This is a genomic window from Acinetobacter sp. FDAARGOS_724 (assembly GCF_013364475.1).
GTDB classification, from domain to species: domain Bacteria; phylum Pseudomonadota; class Gammaproteobacteria; order Pseudomonadales; family Moraxellaceae; genus Acinetobacter; species Acinetobacter variabilis.
In genome coordinates, this window is record NZ_CP054908.1 from 1,970,086 (window position 1) to 1,986,446 (window position 16,361).

Genomic DNA, 16,361 nt, shown 5'->3' on the forward strand with positions numbered 1-16,361 from the left:
AATAAAATACCGTGAAATTGCGCGGTATTTTATTTGGCTTCTCATAAAATAGACTATTCATAATAAAGACTTTTCTCTAAGATCAGAGTGACTGTAAATAAAAATTCACACTTAAAAATTTGGATGAACAATGCAAATACGCTTTAAACGTTTAAGCTTGGCGATTTTATTATCTGGCTGGACAGCGGCCAGTTTTGCACAGCCGGTATTGGTGAAAACAGAACAGAATATCGAAGAATATCGACTGGAAAATGGCTTAAGAATTATTCTTGCGCCCAATGATAAAGAAAATAAAGTGTTTATGAATACGGTTTATCTGACCGGTTCACTGAATGATCCGCAAGGCAAAGGTGGTCTGGCACATCTGCTTGAACATTTGGCATTTAAAGGCACGGAAAATGTAAAGGGAGATGAGTTTCAGCGCCGTCTGGATCAATATACCTTAATGACCAATGCCAGTACTGACTATTACTCAACCAAATATACCAATGTGATTCGTGCTGAGCAGACTGCGGTCAATGAAGTAATTTTCCTTGAAGCTGAACGTATGGATAAGCTTGTCCTGCAGGAAAAGTATGTGCCAACTGAAATTGATATCGTGAAGCGTGAGCGTGAAATCCGTCTGGATCAGCCATTTTCCGTGCTGATGGATCAGGTGTTTAAATCAGCTTATGGCAATCAATATCTGGGACGATTACCGATTGGCGATTTGAACGAACTGCAATCGATCAAGATGCAGGAGCTGAACCAGTTTTATCGTCATTGGTATGCACCGAATAATGCCCTCATGATTATTTCAGGCAAATTTAATAAGGCAGAAGTGCTGAAGCAGATTGATACCCATTTCAGCCCGATCCAGTCCCGCAAAGTGCCTGAAGCGGTAAAAGTGCCTGCGCTAAAACCTGAACAGATCAAACAGCGTGAATTTACCGTGCAAAAGGGTAGTGATCTGGCCAAATTTAATATTTATCTGAACCAGTCAGAAGAAGGTATTAAAACCACGCTGGCCATGTCTCCAATCTTATATACATTGCAACCTAGCGGACACCTGTATCAAAGTCTGGTCGAGACGGGTAAGACCACTACAGTGCAGTCTATGACCTGGCTGGATAAAGATTTTAATCTGGTGTTTATGGGTGCCATCTATGCGCCAAATCATCAAGTCAAGCAGGTTGAGCAGGGCTTGATTCAGGGGGTAGAGCAGAGCAAGCCATTTAACGAAACCGAATTAAACCGGGCTAAAAGTCTGACCCGAAACCAGGCGGACAATGTTAAAAACAGCGCAACCGCTTTAGGTTCGCGTTTAAGTGAATATGTAGTGGCTTATTCAGGTGACTGGAGCCAGTATTTCAAAGATCTGCAAGCCATAGAAAAGCTGGATGTCAATCAGATCAATCAGGTGTATAAGGCATTCTTTAAGCCAGAATATCGTATTTCTGGCAATATCTTGCCGACACCAGAAGATCAGAAAAAAGCACAGGAGCTGACCCAGACTGAAATGCCGGCTCAAACTCTGGACCAGCAGGCTGAAGCAGCAGAACCGCTGAAAGATGTCAGTGTCTATCAGGCAGAAGTAAAGCAGTATGTGGCGCAGTCAAAGCAATATTTACAGGCCAAGGACAAACAGATTCAGCGTGGCAAACTGAAGAATGGCATTAAATACGCTTTATTCCCGACCCAGACTCAGGATGACAAAGTTTATGCCACTATTGCACTTAATTTTGGTACGGCACAAAGTTTGTTCAATAAAAGCGAGATTCTGGATCTGACAGCTTACTTACTGCTGCGTTCTTCTGAAACCCAAAGCTTGCAACAGATTGCCGATAAAATTATTGAGTCCGGTGGTTCAGCCACGGCCAGTTCCTCTGAAAATGGCATGAGCATTCAGATCAGTGCCAAAAAAGAGAAGTTTGAAGAATTTTTCCAGTATGTGCTGGATGTGCTCAATAAACCGGCCTTTGAGCAGAGTCAGTTTGACCTGATTAAAGGACAAAGCCTATCTGCGTTAGACCGTCCTTATACTGAGCCCAATATGGTGGCAGGCCTGACCATGTCTCGCGCGACCGAGATTTATCAGCCGGGTGACCTTCGCTATCATTTTGAACCTGAACTGGCGAAAAAACAGATTCAGGCTGCTACTCGTGAACAGGTCGTAGCTTTATATCAGCAGTTCTTTAATACGCATCATGCCCAGATCGCAGTGACCGGGGAATTTAATCCGAAGTCCGTAAGTAAAGTCCTCAAAAATAACTTTGCGAGCTGGAAAGCTAAGCAGCCTTATGAGCGCTTAAGTGGTCAATATACAGTTTATCCGGCACAGAAAATCCATGCGTTGTCTGAACAGCGTGAGTTCGGTCATTATCAGGCTGTCATGACATTTCCTGTCGGTGCAGAACATGTAGATTTGCCTGCCATGCTGGTATTCCGACACATTCTAGGTGATTCACAGTTGTCTTCACGTTTAGCACAGGAACTGCGTGAGAAAAATGCGCTGGTTTATGGTTTCAGTGCCAATGCTCAGTATGATGAATGGATTGACTCAGGTGCATTAGGCATTCAGGCGAATTATACGCCTGGCCGATCAGCACAGGTGTCCCAAGCTGTGCATAAGGTATTGAATGAACTTTTGGTCAAAGGAGTAACCGAGCAGGAAGTTGAAGCAGCGAAAGCCACGATTTTGAAACAGCGCGTCACTGCACTGGAAGATGATCGCCGTATTCACAGCATGCTGATTCCACAACTGGAAAAAGATCACAATCTGATCTATCGGGAAAAACGCGATCAGGCCATTGCCAAGCTGACCAAGGCAGATGTCGATGCCGTTATCAAAAAATATGTTAAACCGGATCAACTAGTTGAAGTCATGGCGGATCAGTATGGGAAAGCGGTGAAATAAACTCCATAATTTTTATGAGTCAATGACGGTATCTTTTCATTTTGAATCAGTGTTTAGATGTCTATATGGCTACTTTTGTTTCGGCAAAAGTAGCCAAAACCATTTGTCATCTGCAAAACTCGTCCACCACTTTTACGAAATAAATTTATTATAGAAGCCATCTTCTTACGATGTAGTCCTGCCTCAAACAATTGCGGATGACGTTTCTGCGTATCTATGACCATGAAAAATTTTAATCTATTTGTTGATTCAGTTTTACCCAATAAGACTTCTATAAGCGATAAAAGCGTTTCGCATTCTCATAAAAAACCGGCTTTACAGCATGTTCGTCATAGTTCTGTACAATATCGCTAAAGGCATCAATGATGGTGACCAGATCTGTGCTGACACGATCCATCGGGAAATTAGAAGCGAACATGATGCGATCTTTACCGAAACATTGTAAGGCATGTTGGATTAGCGGAGTCGCGAGCTGAATCAGTTCATCTTTTTTTGCCAGTTTTCGATCTAAATGAAAACGGTGACCGAGTACAGGCATAAAAAGACCAGAGATTTTGCTATACACATTCGGGCATTTTGTCAGTTCAGCCAGGTCTTCTTTCCAGGTGTGAAAAATATAGTCTCGCTGCTGTGCTGTTTGTCCTGTCGCTTTACCGACTTTACCAAAGATGCCGGCAGGTGTGCCCAAGTGATCCAGCACAAGTGGTGTTTCAGGAAATGTTTTGGCCAGATGGGCCACATCAGAAATTTGGGTAGAATAAACCCAAGCATCAAAACTTAAATTGGCTTTGGCTAATTCCTCAAATCCTTTCAGAAATTTCTTGTTGCAGTATAAATGCGGCTCATCGGTCCAAGCATGAATGCCTTTATCGGCATGGAACGATGCCATTTTACGAATACCACGTAGTTTAGGCGAAACTTCCTGATGCAATTGCAACAGCTGTTTAAAGTTTTTTTGACGAGGGTCAGCTGTGGCCACAATGCCGCCTAGTTGAATATTTTGTTCAGCAAAAGGCAGTCCGGCAATAAACCTGGTTTCATTAACCACACCAGTACCTTTATGTTCATGCCAGCTTGCCTCTATATGCACAATCTGTTCAACTTGGTAATTGCCAATATCATGTTTGTAATTTTCAGGTAGGTAAGGCGCGGTCAGATGTCCGGTGAGGCCAATCGTATCAATCACCGCTTTGGGCTTGATCAGTCGCACCATCTTGTCCAGCAGTTTTGGATGTTTGCCAAATAATTTTACGGCAGAGGCTGCGGCATGCGGTGTGGTATAAGGGTCCCATTGATGAATATGCGGATCTATAATCGGAAAGGGCAGTTGCTGCATGATATTTTTGGTCGTCGTTTAATTTTTATTCATTTTTTATAGGATAAATACAGCATTAAAGTCAAATTAAAAATCAAAGGTTTAAAAAAAGCCCCGTAGGGCTTTCATTAATGATCATGGTCGTATTGATGCTTGTTGGCATGAAACTCTTCATTACGACGGAAACGTAAATAGTTTTCAAACTGCTCACAGTATTCATCGTAGTTATCTTCCAGCATCATCTGAAATTGCTGCAAGATATAAGACATGACCTGATCTTTAGCGTCGCGCATCTCGTTGCCATCTTTGAAATTGTTGGCAGCGACCCAGGTATTAAAGCGGGCAGTACCAAACAGCATTGCGGCGCTGACTTGGCCACGTTTTTCTGCCGGGTTTTCCTGAGAGCCTTTTTCTACACGGCTAAATTCGTTGGCCTGTTTAATAAATTCATCAGCACGTTCAAAGAATGCAGCATTTAACGCTTCTTCTTCGGTTACATCGGTTGCTTCAATCTTTTGAACCATGAATTTTTCCTGATAATAAAATCTTAATCACTAATTATAGGCAAAGCCTTGCAGAAACTAAACCTTTGCCTTAATCTAAAAATAGCCTAAGCAATAAAAATGTGAATCTCATGCAAGACGCAATTGCGGTACAGAGCCTGAAAAGTGATATTGCCTTATTGCGCCAGAATATCTGGCCACCGGCAAATCTGGCCAATGTTGAAGGATTGCCAATTTATTATGGCACCAAGTCGCAGGTCGAAGAATATTACAAGCAATGGCTGGGGTTGATTGAAAGGGCACAGGACCTGTTTCAGCCTTTTATGGAAGATGAAGTCCTGGATGCGATTCATTTGCCAAGTCATTTGAATTTACCCTTATTCTATTTTCATGTGGACCGCATCCGGATTAATAAAACCCGTGCTAAAGAATCCAAGACCTTTCGTGGTATTGCCAGCCTAATTGAAAAATGTGGACAATTTGAACCGGAACAGATTCAGGCCATGCAACGCTGGCTAGATAGTGATGAGACGGCGGCTTTGGTGGCACATCGTGAATTTGTAGATCTGCGTACTTATGTGTTCCAGCATGGTCAAAGTGAATACACTCGGACTCGATTTTATGTGAATGGAATCGTCCTGAGTGTTGAACCACATTTTGAGCTGGTTGATGCCCGTGATAAGCCGCGTAAGCAGCGCAGCGATAGTTATAGCGATCCGCTGGCTGATAACAATACCTGGAAAGTGTACGGCAAATATCGCTAGAGCGATTTTGCCTATTTATCTATTGCCAGAATGGTTTGGTGTGAGAAAATTTCTGTAACTGCTCGGCAGCCTGTTTCGACAGATGCTGCTGTTCTGCAGTAAGCCACCCGATGACAAACCATGCCTTGGCGTGTTTTTTGGCATAAGGTCTATACAGGCTTTCTGCGACAAACAGGTCATTATAATGACCCAAAGTTTCCTGTAAGGGTTTTAGCGCTTTCAGATATCTTTTGACTTCCTTTTCAGGAAACAGGCTTTGCAGAAATTCCACATTATAACGCAAGCGTTTAACCCGCTTGCGGGTTCGGTGGCGCGATTCAATATCCAGTTCCTGATAATTCTCTGCATCTGCACAGACTTTCTGGTGCAATTTACTGAGTCCTTTACACAGGATTTTATGTGAGGACTTTTGCTGTTTTTCACTCTGATCCTGACTAAAACGTAACAGCTCCAGTATTAGCTCCATCGTGTCGGGCTTTCTGAATAGTTGACTAATATCCGCCTGATCCTGCTGGGCTGGAGGTAATTGCAATACTGGTGAACCTGCCGCTTCTAGCTGAGGAAGCAGACTTTCAGCCAAAGCATCGCGATCCCGGGTAGAACCTAATTGCTGGAAGATATTTCGTAACTGATCCTGCCATTCCTCTGGTAAATCCTGATGATAGGGCTGGAAGATTTTTAAGGCACTGCGTAAACGCTGGATAGCGACGCGGGCCTGGTGCACATGGTCACTATTGTAATTCTCTAGCGCAATCGCCGTCGCATTAGGAAACAGGTGAGTCAGACAGTTGGTGATAATTTTTTGCAAGATATGATGAATATCGTTTTTAGCTGCGAGTTCTAAAGTTGTTTGATGCTGGACCGGAAGATCAGTTTCATTATTCAACAGGGCATAACCACGTTCAGATTTGCTGCGTACATCCAGCCATAACTGATAGCGTTGAATCCAGGGTTTAACAAAATCAATTAGGTCACTAAGTCTGCCACTTTTAAGCTCAAATTCGACTTCATAAATGTCCAAAGTTTGGCCTTTAGAACGAATCTCACCTCTGTCCAGTGCAATTTCAATCTGACTTCCTCGGTAATCTTCAACCCAAAGATCCCGCTCTACATCAGTTTCAAATTGTAGAGACAGAGTCGTATCTAGGGTGTGAAGTGCCTGTTTTAGAATCTTCCGAGCTTGTTTATGCTTGCTATAAACTTTTAAATCACACCTATCCGGTGCAGTATCCAATGCTTCTTCCAGTTCAAAGCGTTCAAACTGATGCTGGCTCGGTGCTTTTAAGGTCTGAAACCATTGACGGTCTTCCAGACGCTGCCGGAGTGCAATTTTGTGCTGCTGTAACTGCTGATCGGAAGTATCAAAGTATTTGGCACATAAATGATGTCGAGTCGGCACGTACTGCTGAAAATCTTGTTCGAATTGGTGACGTATACTTTGCGGAATCTGGAATTTGAGTTCGATTTCTGCCATCGGGCCATTCCTTCTCGATGAAGCTCATAACAATCAATATAGACCAAACAACAAAAGTATTGTGATGTGCTTGTGCAACAAAAAAGCACGCCGTAGCGTGCTTTGAAAGTCAGTTAAATACTTATTTAAGGAATTTGCGGCTGACCAGAAACTGTTCTGTCTCTTCCAGTAATTTTTGTGCATAGACTTCCTGTTGTGCGGTCAACCAACCCAGCACAAACCAGTCACTGGCTTCCAGCTCGGTCTGTTGAATATAGACTGCAGAAGAGGCTAGCGTCTGATATTCATTGGCTGCCTGCTGTGCATCATTTAAAGCCTTGCTGTATTTTTGCAGGTTTTTGACATCATAAATTGTGGTCAAAATCGGGAAGCTGAATTTTAATTCCTGAATGCGAATTGCTAGCTGATCCAGACTTTCAAAATTCGTAATATCAGTCTGGTTCATCTGTTCCTGCAAAACTTTGTATTGTTGCTGCAGGCTAGTTTGCGCTGCAGATTTCAATTCCTGCGACTTAGCTTCATCTGTACTTAAGCTAAAGACCAGCAATTCCAGATAGTGATGCACATTCTGGGTGGACTTCACCAGATTGCCCAGCTTCTCTTTGGCATAAAGGATATCTTTAGTCAGGTTCTCTGCGGTTGTAGGATTTTGCAGGAAACCAGCCAGAGTGTTTTGCATGTGCTGTAAATGTTGCAGATGTTCAAACTGGTGTTTAAATGCGGCAAGCTGATGCGCCCATTTGTCTGAAACTTGAGGATGCCAATCTTTAAACAAAAGTAGGGTCAGATAGAGATGATCTAAGGCCTGTTGTGCCTGATCAATATGTTCCTGTTCTGCCACTTGCGCGGAGATTGCCGCGATATTGGGCAATAAGTGCTGCATTTGCTGGGCCACCAGATGACATAGGTTTTTGCCTGCACTATCTTTTTTGCTGATCTGGAATTCTTTGGCAAAAGTAGCAGGACTTACGTTCTGATTAGTCGCTAACAGATTCCCGATTTCTGCTTTACTACGTACATCCAGCCACAACTGATATTTTTTGACCCATTCAAAACTAAAGGCCAGCAAATCCTGAATTGAGCCATGCTTTAACTCGAATTCAACTTCATGCACCTCCTGCTCAGCATGAGGAGTGCGAATACAGCCGATATCCAGACTGACTTCGATTGACGTATTTTCATATTCAATCACGCGCAAGGTACGGGCAATATCGGTTTCAAACTGAAGTTGCAGCTGGTCAAACTGATCACCTAAAGCGCGATTAAGCAAGGCTTGCGCTTCAGCAGAGTGGTTGTAAATACTCAGGCCCAGCTCAGGCGACTGTTCTAATTCACCCAGATCATGATTATGCTCGAAACGTTCAATGTGGCTTTTACCTGCCGCTTTTAACGTCTGAACCCAACGACTGCCTTCTAATCGCTGACGTAGGGCAATTCCATGCTGGGCCAGTTGACGGTCTGCAGTATCATAGTATTTGGCTTGAAGCTGGATCTGTTGAGATTTCTTGGGATCAAGTGCCTTAAGCAGGGCAGTACGGCGTGCCGCGGGAATCTGGAACTTGAGTTCAACTTCAACCATGATAATCATCCTGTCTATTCAATTTATTGAAAAATATTAAAAAATAAATTGAATTTTTATTCGCTTGCATGAAATTCCGATATGAAATGGAAATATTTTTTAGACTTTTGAGCGGCTGATTGTAACGAAAAACCAATCTGATGTAAGACTTGACCGATTGAAAAAAAAATGGAAATGGAAAAATTAACATGCCGATCTCATTCACCAGTTTTTGCTGAAAGCATGACAATTCAATATCTAAGCCAAATTCAGGTACTGAATTGCATGAAAATAAAGGTACTTTTAATTGCCTAAATTATGCGCTAAGGTGAAGAAAAAAGATCAGGATGATGATAATGAATGCACAGGTGCAGCCGAGCAATGAGATTGCAGTATTGACTTCTCCACAAATGCCGATTCATGATTATCATGAATTTTACCGGTTTTATCTAACCGAGCATCGCCATATTATGAGCCGCCGTTTGCATGTCGCCGGCAGTAGTATCGGTTTATATTTTTTTAGCAAAGCCCTTCGTCAGCGTAAAGCCAAATATCTGGCCTATGGACTACTCTCAGGTTATGCATGTGCCTGGATTGGTCATTTCATTTTTGAAAAGAATAAACCGGCCAGCTTTAAACAACCGCTTTACAGTTTTATTTCAGACTGGCGTATGTTTGCTGATGTATTACGTGGTAACCTGAGCTTGGTCGATCGTAAGCACGACAAAATTCCAAGTTAGGGCTTATGACGTTTTATCGGATTTATGCTTAAGTATTGCAATAAAAACGATAAAAACACTTGCAAGTGTAGAGTTATTATTCTATTAATTGTTTTATTGCTTATTCAGTATTTTATCAAAGAGTATAATTCACTGAATAAATCAGTTTTCCAAGCCTGGAGCGACCTTCTCCGGGCTTTTTTTATATTTAAAAAAATAGAAAGATGTGCATTGACGTATTTTTAATTTATTTGAATGATTTAGAAAATATTCACGAGATGAATGAGGCAAGTTCGAAAGATAAGATGGTCGGTTTTGCTTAGATGGGTCGATCCTTTCTAGCTTTGACACGTCTCCCCATAAACGGTTTACCCAAAGCTAGAAAGGATCTGGTAGATAAAACACAGCTTTTGCTTTTCTATTTATTTGTTGTGTTCAAACTTATTTAAATCCTTTAATGGGTGTAGACCTATCCCTGAAATTGGGTATTTTGAAGTTTTCTTTGAGTTTTTTGACTAATGGTATTCGAGCAATTTTATAAACAGGAATTGTAAAATTCGGACATAAAAAAATCGCTTTCAGAATTTTGCAACTTCTCCACTAAGTTATCTGCAAAATCCTAAAAGCGTTTGTCGGAGGGCGTAAGCATTAACACTTTATCATTATTGTTATAAAACCATTAAAACGTAAATTTTGACAGCCGCCTATCACTGAAAATAGGGATATTGATCAATCACCTGTATAAAAAGTACAAATAATAATCTAATACCTGAATTGGGTATTATTCAGTGTTTAGGATGAGGAAACTCGCCCATTTATGCCTATAATAGCGTATGTATTTTGAATGGCGGCAGTCATGCGCGGTTTGTATTTAATTACCAATGATGATCCTATTGAACTTCTCTTGGCAAAACTTGAAGGTGCAATGGCGACTTATGAAGTTGCGGTACTTCAGTATCGTCGTAAAAAAGTAGCGAAAGAAGATCAGGCTTACGAAATCGAATATATGAAACAAATGTGCGAACAGTACAAAGTTCCATTTGTGATTAATGACGATTTAGAAACTGCAGTAAAATATGGCGTAGGCGTGCATTTGGGTCAGGATGATGGCTCAATTCAGGAAGCTGTTGAACGTTTGCCCAAAAATGTATTGATTGGCCGCAGTTGTAATAATTCACTTGAGCTTGCTGAACAAGCCATTGCTGATGGGGCTAATTATGTGGCCTTTGGCGCGATCTATGCGACTGATACCAAGCCAGAAGCAGGTAATATTGGTCTGGAAACCTTAAAACAGGCCAAAAGTAGATTAAATGTACCGATTTGTGCTATTGGCGGTTTGACGGTGGAAAACGGCAAAGAAGTCATTGAAGCCGGCGCCGACCTTTGTGCAGTCATTAGTGATGTATTGGGTCGCTCAATGTCAACTGTCGGTCAACGTGTGTATGACTGGTCGGAACTGTTTGCTGAACAAGCTTAATTTTTATTTCTTATTGTATTTTTGAGTTGAGTGATTCTCATGAGTTTATCTCCAAAGCAAGAACAACTATTTAAACAAGCCAATAAACATATTCCGGGTGGCGTCAACTCACCTGTACGTGCCTTCAATGGCGTGGGTGGTACGCCTATCTTTATCGAGAAAGCCCAAGGTGCTTATCTGTACGATGTCGATGGCAAGCGCTATGTGGATTATGTAGGTTCATGGGGTCCAATGATTCTGGGTCATGCACATCCTGAGATTATTAAAGCGGTGCAAGATGCAGCAGTAGATGGATTAAGCTTTGGTGCACCAACCGTGCATGAAACGACTCTGGCAGATATCATTTGCGACATCATGCCATCCATTGAACTGGTGCGTATGACCAATTCCGGTACTGAAGCAACGATGACTGCGATCCGCTTGGCGCGTGGTTATACCGGACGTGACAAAATCGTAAAATTTGAAGGTTGTTATCACGGTCACTCTGACTCGTTGCTGGTAAAAGCAGGTTCTGGCCTGTTAACTAAAGGTGAAGGTGAAGCGACTTCTGCGGGTGTACCTGCTGATTTTGCCAAACATACATTAACTCTTCCTTATAACGACATTGCCACTTTAAAAGAATGCTTTGCCAAGTTTGGCTCTGAAATTGCGGGTGTGATTGTTGAGCCAGTGGCAGGGAACATGAATCTGGTGAAACCGATTGATGGTTTTCTGCAAGCGATACGTGATGTTTGTGATGAGCATGGTTCAGTCTTCATTATCGATGAAGTGATGACAGGCTTCCGCGTGGGTCTTGGTGGTGCTCAAGCACATTATGGTGTGACTCCTGATTTAACCACTTTGGGTAAAATTATTGGTGCAGGGTTGCCAGTCGGTGCTTTTGGCGGTAAGCGTGAAGTGATGGAATGCATCGCACCACTAGGTAACGTGTATCAGGCAGGTACCTTGTCGGGTAACCCGCTAGCAATGCGTGCCGGCATCGAGATGTTTAAACATCTGCGTGAGCCAGGTTTTTATGAAAAACTGACTGCTCAACTGGAAAAACTGCTTGAAGGCTTACAAGCAGCAGCGGATGAAGCTGGTATTTCATTCAAGACTCAACAAGTGGGCGGTATGTTTGGCCTGTACTTCACGGATCAGGAAGACATCACCAGCTTTGATTCAATGCTGAAGTGTGATGTTGAAGCCTTCAAAAAATTCTTTCATGGCATGTTAAGTCGTGGTGTGAACCTGGCTCCATCTGCATTTGAAGCAGGATTTATTTCAGCTGCGCATAGTGATGAAGATATTGAATTTACGATTCAAGTGGCTAAAGAAACTTTTGCTGAAATGAAAGCTTAAGTTTTTAATCCCCCCCTAACCTTTCTTTGGAAAAGGAGGGAAATCTTAAGCTTAAAAATTTAAGTTCCCCCTCTTTTAAAAGAGGGGGCTAGGGGGAGATTTATATTAAAAATTAGGAAAATCTTGATGAAAACCAAACATTATTTGACCTTAAGCGATGCTGAGTTCTTATTAAATCAGGCCTATGAATATGCGTTAGAGCAGGGTTTTAATGTTAGTATTGCAGTGGTCGATGAAACTGGTAATTTGCTGGCAATGAAGCGTATGGATGATGCATCATCGATGACAGCAAACCTGTGCCTGGAAAAAGCAAGGTGTTCTGCCATTAGTCGCCGTCCGTCTAAGCTGTTTGAAGATATTATCAAAGGTGGGCAAATGGGCTTTCTGACGATGGATACTTTTTCTGGGATGTTAGAAGGTGGTGAGCCGATTCTGTATCAGGGTCAGTTGGTTGGTGCGATGGGTGTTTCTGGAGTGAAGTCTTTACAAGATGCTGAGATTGCACAGCAGGCGATTGAGAAGTTTTTGGCTAAGCAAAGCTAATCCAAAATAGAAATTGATCAGCTCAATTTAATAAAATCATCCAACGATGTTCCAAAATGAAGCGTGGAACGTGAAATATCAACTAAAAAGCCCAATCGCTAATGAGAAGGCTTGTCTATATGCAATAAAGTTATGATTTAAAAAGGAAATCAAAATAATTTCGTATAAGGTGTATTATGTTAATTTTAGAAATTCTTAATCTAGCATTGAGATTTAATCCAATCTCTCAAAATAATTAAGGCCTGCCGTATATATTTGTTTAAAGGATATCCTGCACTTATTCTTATAAAATTAGAATACTTTTGATCCTCTCCAAAAACTTCACCTGGCACAATATTAATGCCCTGCTCCTTAGCAAACTTATACATATTTAGACCATTAATACCTTTAGGCAGTTGAATCCATAAGGCATAACCACCTTGAGGTTGTGTAATTTTTATCTCTAAATCTGCAAAATTCTGACTAATAAAGGATCTATATTCTTCAACTTGATTCAGCAATGTATATCTCAGTGTATTGAGATGGTTTCTATATGCTCGGCAATTAATAAAATCCGCTAAACCCAGTTGTAATGGGGTATTTACAAGACTTAGTAACGAAAGGAGATTGCTTCTACGATATTCTTGTTGGGATGGCAAACACAGCCAGCCTATCCGATATGCAGGAGATAAAGATTTTGAAATAGAGCTACAAAGGAATACGTACCCATCTTTATCCCAGTACTGAATAGGCAATGGTCTTAATGTGGAATGACCACATTCAGAATAGATATCATCTTCGATAATAAAACATTGATATTTGGCAGCAAGCTGAGCTATTTTTTCTTTATCAGCATTGCTAAGGCAAAAGCCTAGAGGGTTGTGATAGTTGACGGTAAGGAGACAAACTTTAGCTCCAGATTCAGCCATGATTTCTTCAAGACGTTGCAGATCGATCCCTGTATTAAAGGCTGGTATTTCTACAATTTTACGACCTAAATTAGCAAGTAATAATTGTTGTCCATTATAATTTGGTGTCGGAACAATAATACTATCTCCCACCTTAGTTAAAAGTTGGATAACTATAGATATTGCTGGCATACAGCCATGAGTTATAAAAATCGAATCTTCCTGAATATAAATTCCATCTTCAGCCCAATGATTAGATAAAGCTTGACGTAGTTTAAGATGTCCTTGTTTATCACTATAAAGAAAATCTTCTGGAACACTGTGCTTTAGGGCACGTTGTACAGACCTTCTTAATGTTTCTGTGGGGATCAATTTGGGAGAGAGCTGTATAGCGCCCAAGTGTATTCTCGATTGATTAATAGAAGCTTCTTGTATTTCATTTTGTAGTTCTAAATTCGTGATGCTACGTGGGTGTGAACTAAATTCTGGGTAAGTTGGTAAGTCTATAAGTTTGGGAAGATTTTTTACAAAGTACCCACTTTTAGGCTTAGAGAAAATATAACCTCTAGACTCTAATAACTCATAGCAAGATTTGGCTGTAGTTATACTGACATTATGATGCTGTGCAAAAGATCGTAGCGAACTCAGTTTGTGATTCGGCGGTATTTCACCTGAAGTAATTTTCTTAGCAATTTGATCAGCTAAATTTTGATAATGGAAAGCCAAATCTGTACTCTTTTTTTTAAGAAAATTGTGTCTGTATATCTTTATATCAAAAAATTAATATGCAGAAAATGTACTTAATTATATTTCAGTCATTATGAATAAATTTGTCAGTATCCTTTGCTTAACTATCTTATGCACAGCTTGTGTAACTCAAGAAGATAATTTTCAATCAAAAGAAATGAACTATGTATGTTCATCACTAACAAAAAATTATTTAAGGATCGGTCAGTTTGATTATTATGAAGTATGGAATAAGGCAAAAAACATCCCCGATACAATTCTATTTTTATATGCTAAACCTCAGACTAATGGTCAAATAGCATTTAATCCAAATACTAGATTGCTTGAATGTAAAAAAGAAAAATACAAATATATTCTAAGTGAAATTGACCAACACTCACTAAAGACACGTCCAATTTTAATATTAAGACTACCCATTTAACATAATGGTGGTTATACGAAATTAGAACAATAAACCTCTGTAAAATCAAAGTGTTTTTTAAATCGATGCTAAACTAAAATAGCATGAATCATCATGCTATTTTGTATTTATAAGAGCTTCCCATGCTGTACCCCATGCCCAAAAAAATCCAACTCGCGCCATCTCAAGCCAAATGGCAGCTTACATCAAATGAATCTGTTTTGGTTTTAGTCGGATTGCAAAACTTGCGTATGCAGCAGGGCATACAAGACAGCGACCTGATAACTCATCTGATCCAGATCAGTAATAAAGCCAAAGCACTCGATATTCCAATCGTTGATTTGTATGGCGATGATTTAATGCAAGGTATGCAGCAACTTGGAGAATATGCTTCAACTCATCCACAACTGATTTTCGCCGGACAAATTACACCGATGCTGAAACAAATCCTGCCACATCTGCAAAGTGTGACAGAACAAATTTGCATAATTAATGATGCAATTTTGATGCCTAATCAGGAACAGCATATCCAGTGGATTGAGAATATATCGGCACAAGCTTTGCATCATATGAACAGCTATAGTCTGACCCGATTGTGGAACTTAAGTGCGCCGTCAGAATATGTGTTGTCAATCAAAGGTATTATGTTAGCAGTAGCTGAACAGCTGGATATGGATGCGCTGGAAATTGATCCTTATGCTGACTTAAAACAGTATGGACTGGACTCGGTTGCGGTAGTGAGTCTGGTTGGCACATGGCGTGCGCATGGTGCTGAGCTGCGTTATGAAGATGTGCTGGAACACCCGTCATTACATGATCTAGCGAGCTTTGTAATGCAATCTGCACGTCGATAATCGGTAATTGGGTAATTTTCTTAAAATAATCGGAAATTTCATCGCCATTTACATAAATGCGCATTGTAATTATCACTCAAGCTTTCTATTATGGCCGCCTTGTTTTTCGCGATCAGCGTGGGATTGAACTTTGAGTAATTTTCTAACCGAACATCTGATACATCGTGATGAAGATTTTATGGTCATCCATAAGCCTGCAGGCTTACTCACAGTGCCCGGTAAAACAGAAGATTTACAAGATTGCCTGATCAATCGCCTCATCAAATTAGAACCTAAAACTTTACTGATCCATCGTCTGGATCGAGACACTTCCGGTATCTTAGTATTTGCTTTAAGCCGAGAAGGGCAAAAATCCATTTCTCGCCAGTTCCAGGAACGCCAAACCGATAAAACCTATCAGGCCATCGTGGCTGGAACATTAGAAGGCAAGGGTACAGTTGATGTGCCTGTCATTTATGATCCAAGCCGTCCACCACTGCATATTGCTGAACCGAATCATAATAAGCCGGCAATTACAGAATGGCTGGCCATCGAACATTTTGAAATTCAGGGGCAAGCAGTGACTCGGGTGAAACTGACTCCGATTACTGGTCGTTCACATCAGCTCCGTGTACATATGCAATATCTCGGACATCCGATTATTGGCGATACCTTGTATGCGACGCCAAAGCAGCAACAGCTTAGTCCACGTCTGTGTTTACATGCTGAGCGTTTAAGTTTTTATCATCCTAAAACACAACAGTTAGTTGAATTTAATTGTCCGGCTGAATTCTAGGAAATACTTGTTTAATCGACGTGAATTATGCTCACTTTTTAGTGGGCTTTATGTCAAAATACATTGCTTGAAGGTGTGAAATTTTGCTCAAATGACTTTTCGTGATTG

14 protein-coding genes are annotated in these 16,361 nt (G+C 41.0%); 9 read left to right on the top strand and 5 right to left on the bottom strand.

Features of this window, described 5'->3' with window-relative positions; translation table 11 throughout:
* The first annotated feature begins 130 nt into the window (after positions 1–130).
* On the top strand, positions 131–2,896 hold the full coding sequence (locus FOC32_RS10630; protein WP_175967340.1) for a M16 family metallopeptidase: 2,766 nt from the start codon (positions 131–133) through the stop codon (positions 2,894–2,896).
* Between the two features lie 271 nt (positions 2,897–3,167).
* Here FOC32_RS10630 and FOC32_RS10635 read toward each other — a convergent pair whose 3' ends face one another.
* Positions 3,168–4,232, bottom strand: coding sequence for an amidohydrolase family protein (locus FOC32_RS10635; protein ID WP_175967341.1), 1,065 nt, complete (start codon positions 4,230–4,232; stop codon positions 3,168–3,170).
* Positions 4,233–4,339: 107 nt separating this feature from the next.
* Positions 4,340–4,735, bottom strand: a complete 396-nt coding sequence (locus FOC32_RS10640) for a DUF3144 domain-containing protein (protein ID WP_175967342.1) — start codon at positions 4,733–4,735, stop codon at positions 4,340–4,342.
* 110 nt (positions 4,736–4,845) lie between these two features.
* On the opposite strand from FOC32_RS10640, the gene FOC32_RS10645 reads away from it, so the two are divergent.
* Positions 4,846–5,478, top strand: a complete 633-nt coding sequence (locus FOC32_RS10645; protein ID WP_004786345.1) for a hypothetical protein — start codon at positions 4,846–4,848, stop codon at positions 5,476–5,478.
* A gap of 19 nt (positions 5,479–5,497) precedes the next feature.
* On the opposite strand, the gene FOC32_RS10650 is transcribed toward FOC32_RS10645, so the two are convergent.
* Together FOC32_RS10650 and FOC32_RS10655 are read right to left on the bottom strand one after the other, a co-directional pair.
* Entirely contained in the window at positions 5,498–6,952 is a 1,455-nt protein-coding gene (locus FOC32_RS10650; RefSeq protein WP_175967343.1) for a CYTH and CHAD domain-containing protein, read from the bottom strand.
* 121 nt (positions 6,953–7,073) lie between these two features.
* Entirely contained in the window at positions 7,074–8,531 is a 1,458-nt protein-coding gene (locus FOC32_RS10655; protein ID WP_175967344.1) for an inorganic triphosphatase, read from the bottom strand.
* Positions 8,532–8,866: 335 nt separating this feature from the next.
* On the opposite strand from FOC32_RS10655, the gene FOC32_RS10660 reads away from it, so the two are divergent.
* The 4 genes from FOC32_RS10660 to FOC32_RS10675 all read left to right on the top strand — a co-directional run bounded on the left by FOC32_RS10660 (position 8,867) and on the right by FOC32_RS10675 (position 12,590).
* Positions 8,867–9,250, top strand: coding sequence for a DUF962 domain-containing protein (locus FOC32_RS10660; protein ID WP_175967345.1), 384 nt, complete (start codon positions 8,867–8,869; stop codon positions 9,248–9,250).
* An 835-nt stretch (positions 9,251–10,085) separates the two neighbouring features.
* Entirely contained in the window at positions 10,086–10,706 is a 621-nt protein-coding gene (gene thiE / locus FOC32_RS10665) for a thiamine phosphate synthase (RefSeq protein ID WP_175968203.1), read from the top strand.
* Positions 10,707–10,745: 39 nt separating this feature from the next.
* Positions 10,746–12,047: a glutamate-1-semialdehyde 2,1-aminomutase gene (gene hemL, locus FOC32_RS10670; RefSeq protein WP_175967346.1), complete on the top strand. Its 1,302-nt coding sequence runs from the start codon at positions 10,746–10,748 to the stop codon at positions 12,045–12,047.
* A 126-nt stretch (positions 12,048–12,173) separates the two neighbouring features.
* Positions 12,174–12,590, top strand: coding sequence for a GlcG/HbpS family heme-binding protein (locus FOC32_RS10675; protein WP_175967347.1), 417 nt, complete (start codon positions 12,174–12,176; stop codon positions 12,588–12,590).
* A gap of 200 nt (positions 12,591–12,790) precedes the next feature.
* Here the strand turns inward: FOC32_RS10675 and FOC32_RS10680 are convergent, their stop codons facing one another.
* Positions 12,791–14,203, bottom strand: a complete 1,413-nt coding sequence (locus FOC32_RS10680; protein ID WP_175967348.1) for a PLP-dependent aminotransferase family protein — start codon at positions 14,201–14,203, stop codon at positions 12,791–12,793.
* 94 nt (positions 14,204–14,297) lie between these two features.
* On the opposite strand from FOC32_RS10680, the gene FOC32_RS10685 reads away from it, so the two are divergent.
* The 3 genes from FOC32_RS10685 (at position 14,298) to FOC32_RS10695 (ending at position 16,253) form a co-directional block, all read left to right on the top strand.
* On the top strand, positions 14,298–14,645 hold the full coding sequence (locus tag FOC32_RS10685; RefSeq protein ID WP_175967349.1) for a hypothetical protein: 348 nt from the start codon (positions 14,298–14,300) through the stop codon (positions 14,643–14,645).
* A gap of 122 nt (positions 14,646–14,767) precedes the next feature.
* Complete coding sequence (locus tag FOC32_RS10690) at positions 14,768–15,478, top strand: phosphopantetheine-binding protein (protein WP_175967350.1); 711 nt, start codon at positions 14,768–14,770, stop codon at positions 15,476–15,478.
* Positions 15,479–15,608: 130 nt separating this feature from the next.
* On the top strand, positions 15,609–16,253 hold the full coding sequence (locus FOC32_RS10695) for an RluA family pseudouridine synthase (RefSeq protein WP_166135116.1): 645 nt from the start codon (positions 15,609–15,611) through the stop codon (positions 16,251–16,253).
* Positions 16,254–16,361: the final 108 nt, after the last annotated feature.

Excerpts from the sequence above, each read along its gene's own strand:
- FOC32_RS10645 (WP_004786345.1), top strand. The coding sequence starts at position 4,846 with ATGCAAGACGCAATTGCGGTACAGAGCCTGAAAAGTGATATTGCCTTA.
- FOC32_RS10630 (WP_175967340.1), top strand. The coding sequence starts at position 131 with ATGCAAATACGCTTTAAACGTTTAAGCTTGGCGATTTTATTATCTGGC.
- FOC32_RS10655 (WP_175967344.1), bottom strand. The coding sequence starts at position 8,531 with ATGGTTGAAGTTGAACTCAAGTTCCAGATTCCCGCGGCACGCCGTACT.
- hemL (WP_175967346.1), top strand. The coding sequence starts at position 10,746 with ATGAGTTTATCTCCAAAGCAAGAACAACTATTTAAACAAGCCAATAAA.
- thiE (WP_175968203.1), top strand. The coding sequence starts at position 10,086 with ATGCGCGGTTTGTATTTAATTACCAATGATGATCCTATTGAACTTCTC.
- FOC32_RS10635 (WP_175967341.1), bottom strand. The coding sequence starts at position 4,232 with ATGCAGCAACTGCCCTTTCCGATTATAGATCCGCATATTCATCAATGG.
- FOC32_RS10675 (WP_175967347.1), top strand. The coding sequence starts at position 12,174 with ATGAAAACCAAACATTATTTGACCTTAAGCGATGCTGAGTTCTTATTA.
- FOC32_RS10685 (WP_175967349.1), top strand. The coding sequence starts at position 14,298 with ATGAATAAATTTGTCAGTATCCTTTGCTTAACTATCTTATGCACAGCT.
- FOC32_RS10650 (WP_175967343.1), bottom strand. The coding sequence starts at position 6,952 with ATGGCAGAAATCGAACTCAAATTCCAGATTCCGCAAAGTATACGTCAC.
- FOC32_RS10690 (WP_175967350.1), top strand. The coding sequence starts at position 14,768 with ATGCTGTACCCCATGCCCAAAAAAATCCAACTCGCGCCATCTCAAGCC.
- FOC32_RS10660 (WP_175967345.1), top strand. The coding sequence starts at position 8,867 with ATGAATGCACAGGTGCAGCCGAGCAATGAGATTGCAGTATTGACTTCT.
- FOC32_RS10640 (WP_175967342.1), bottom strand. The coding sequence starts at position 4,735 with ATGGTTCAAAAGATTGAAGCAACCGATGTAACCGAAGAAGAAGCGTTA.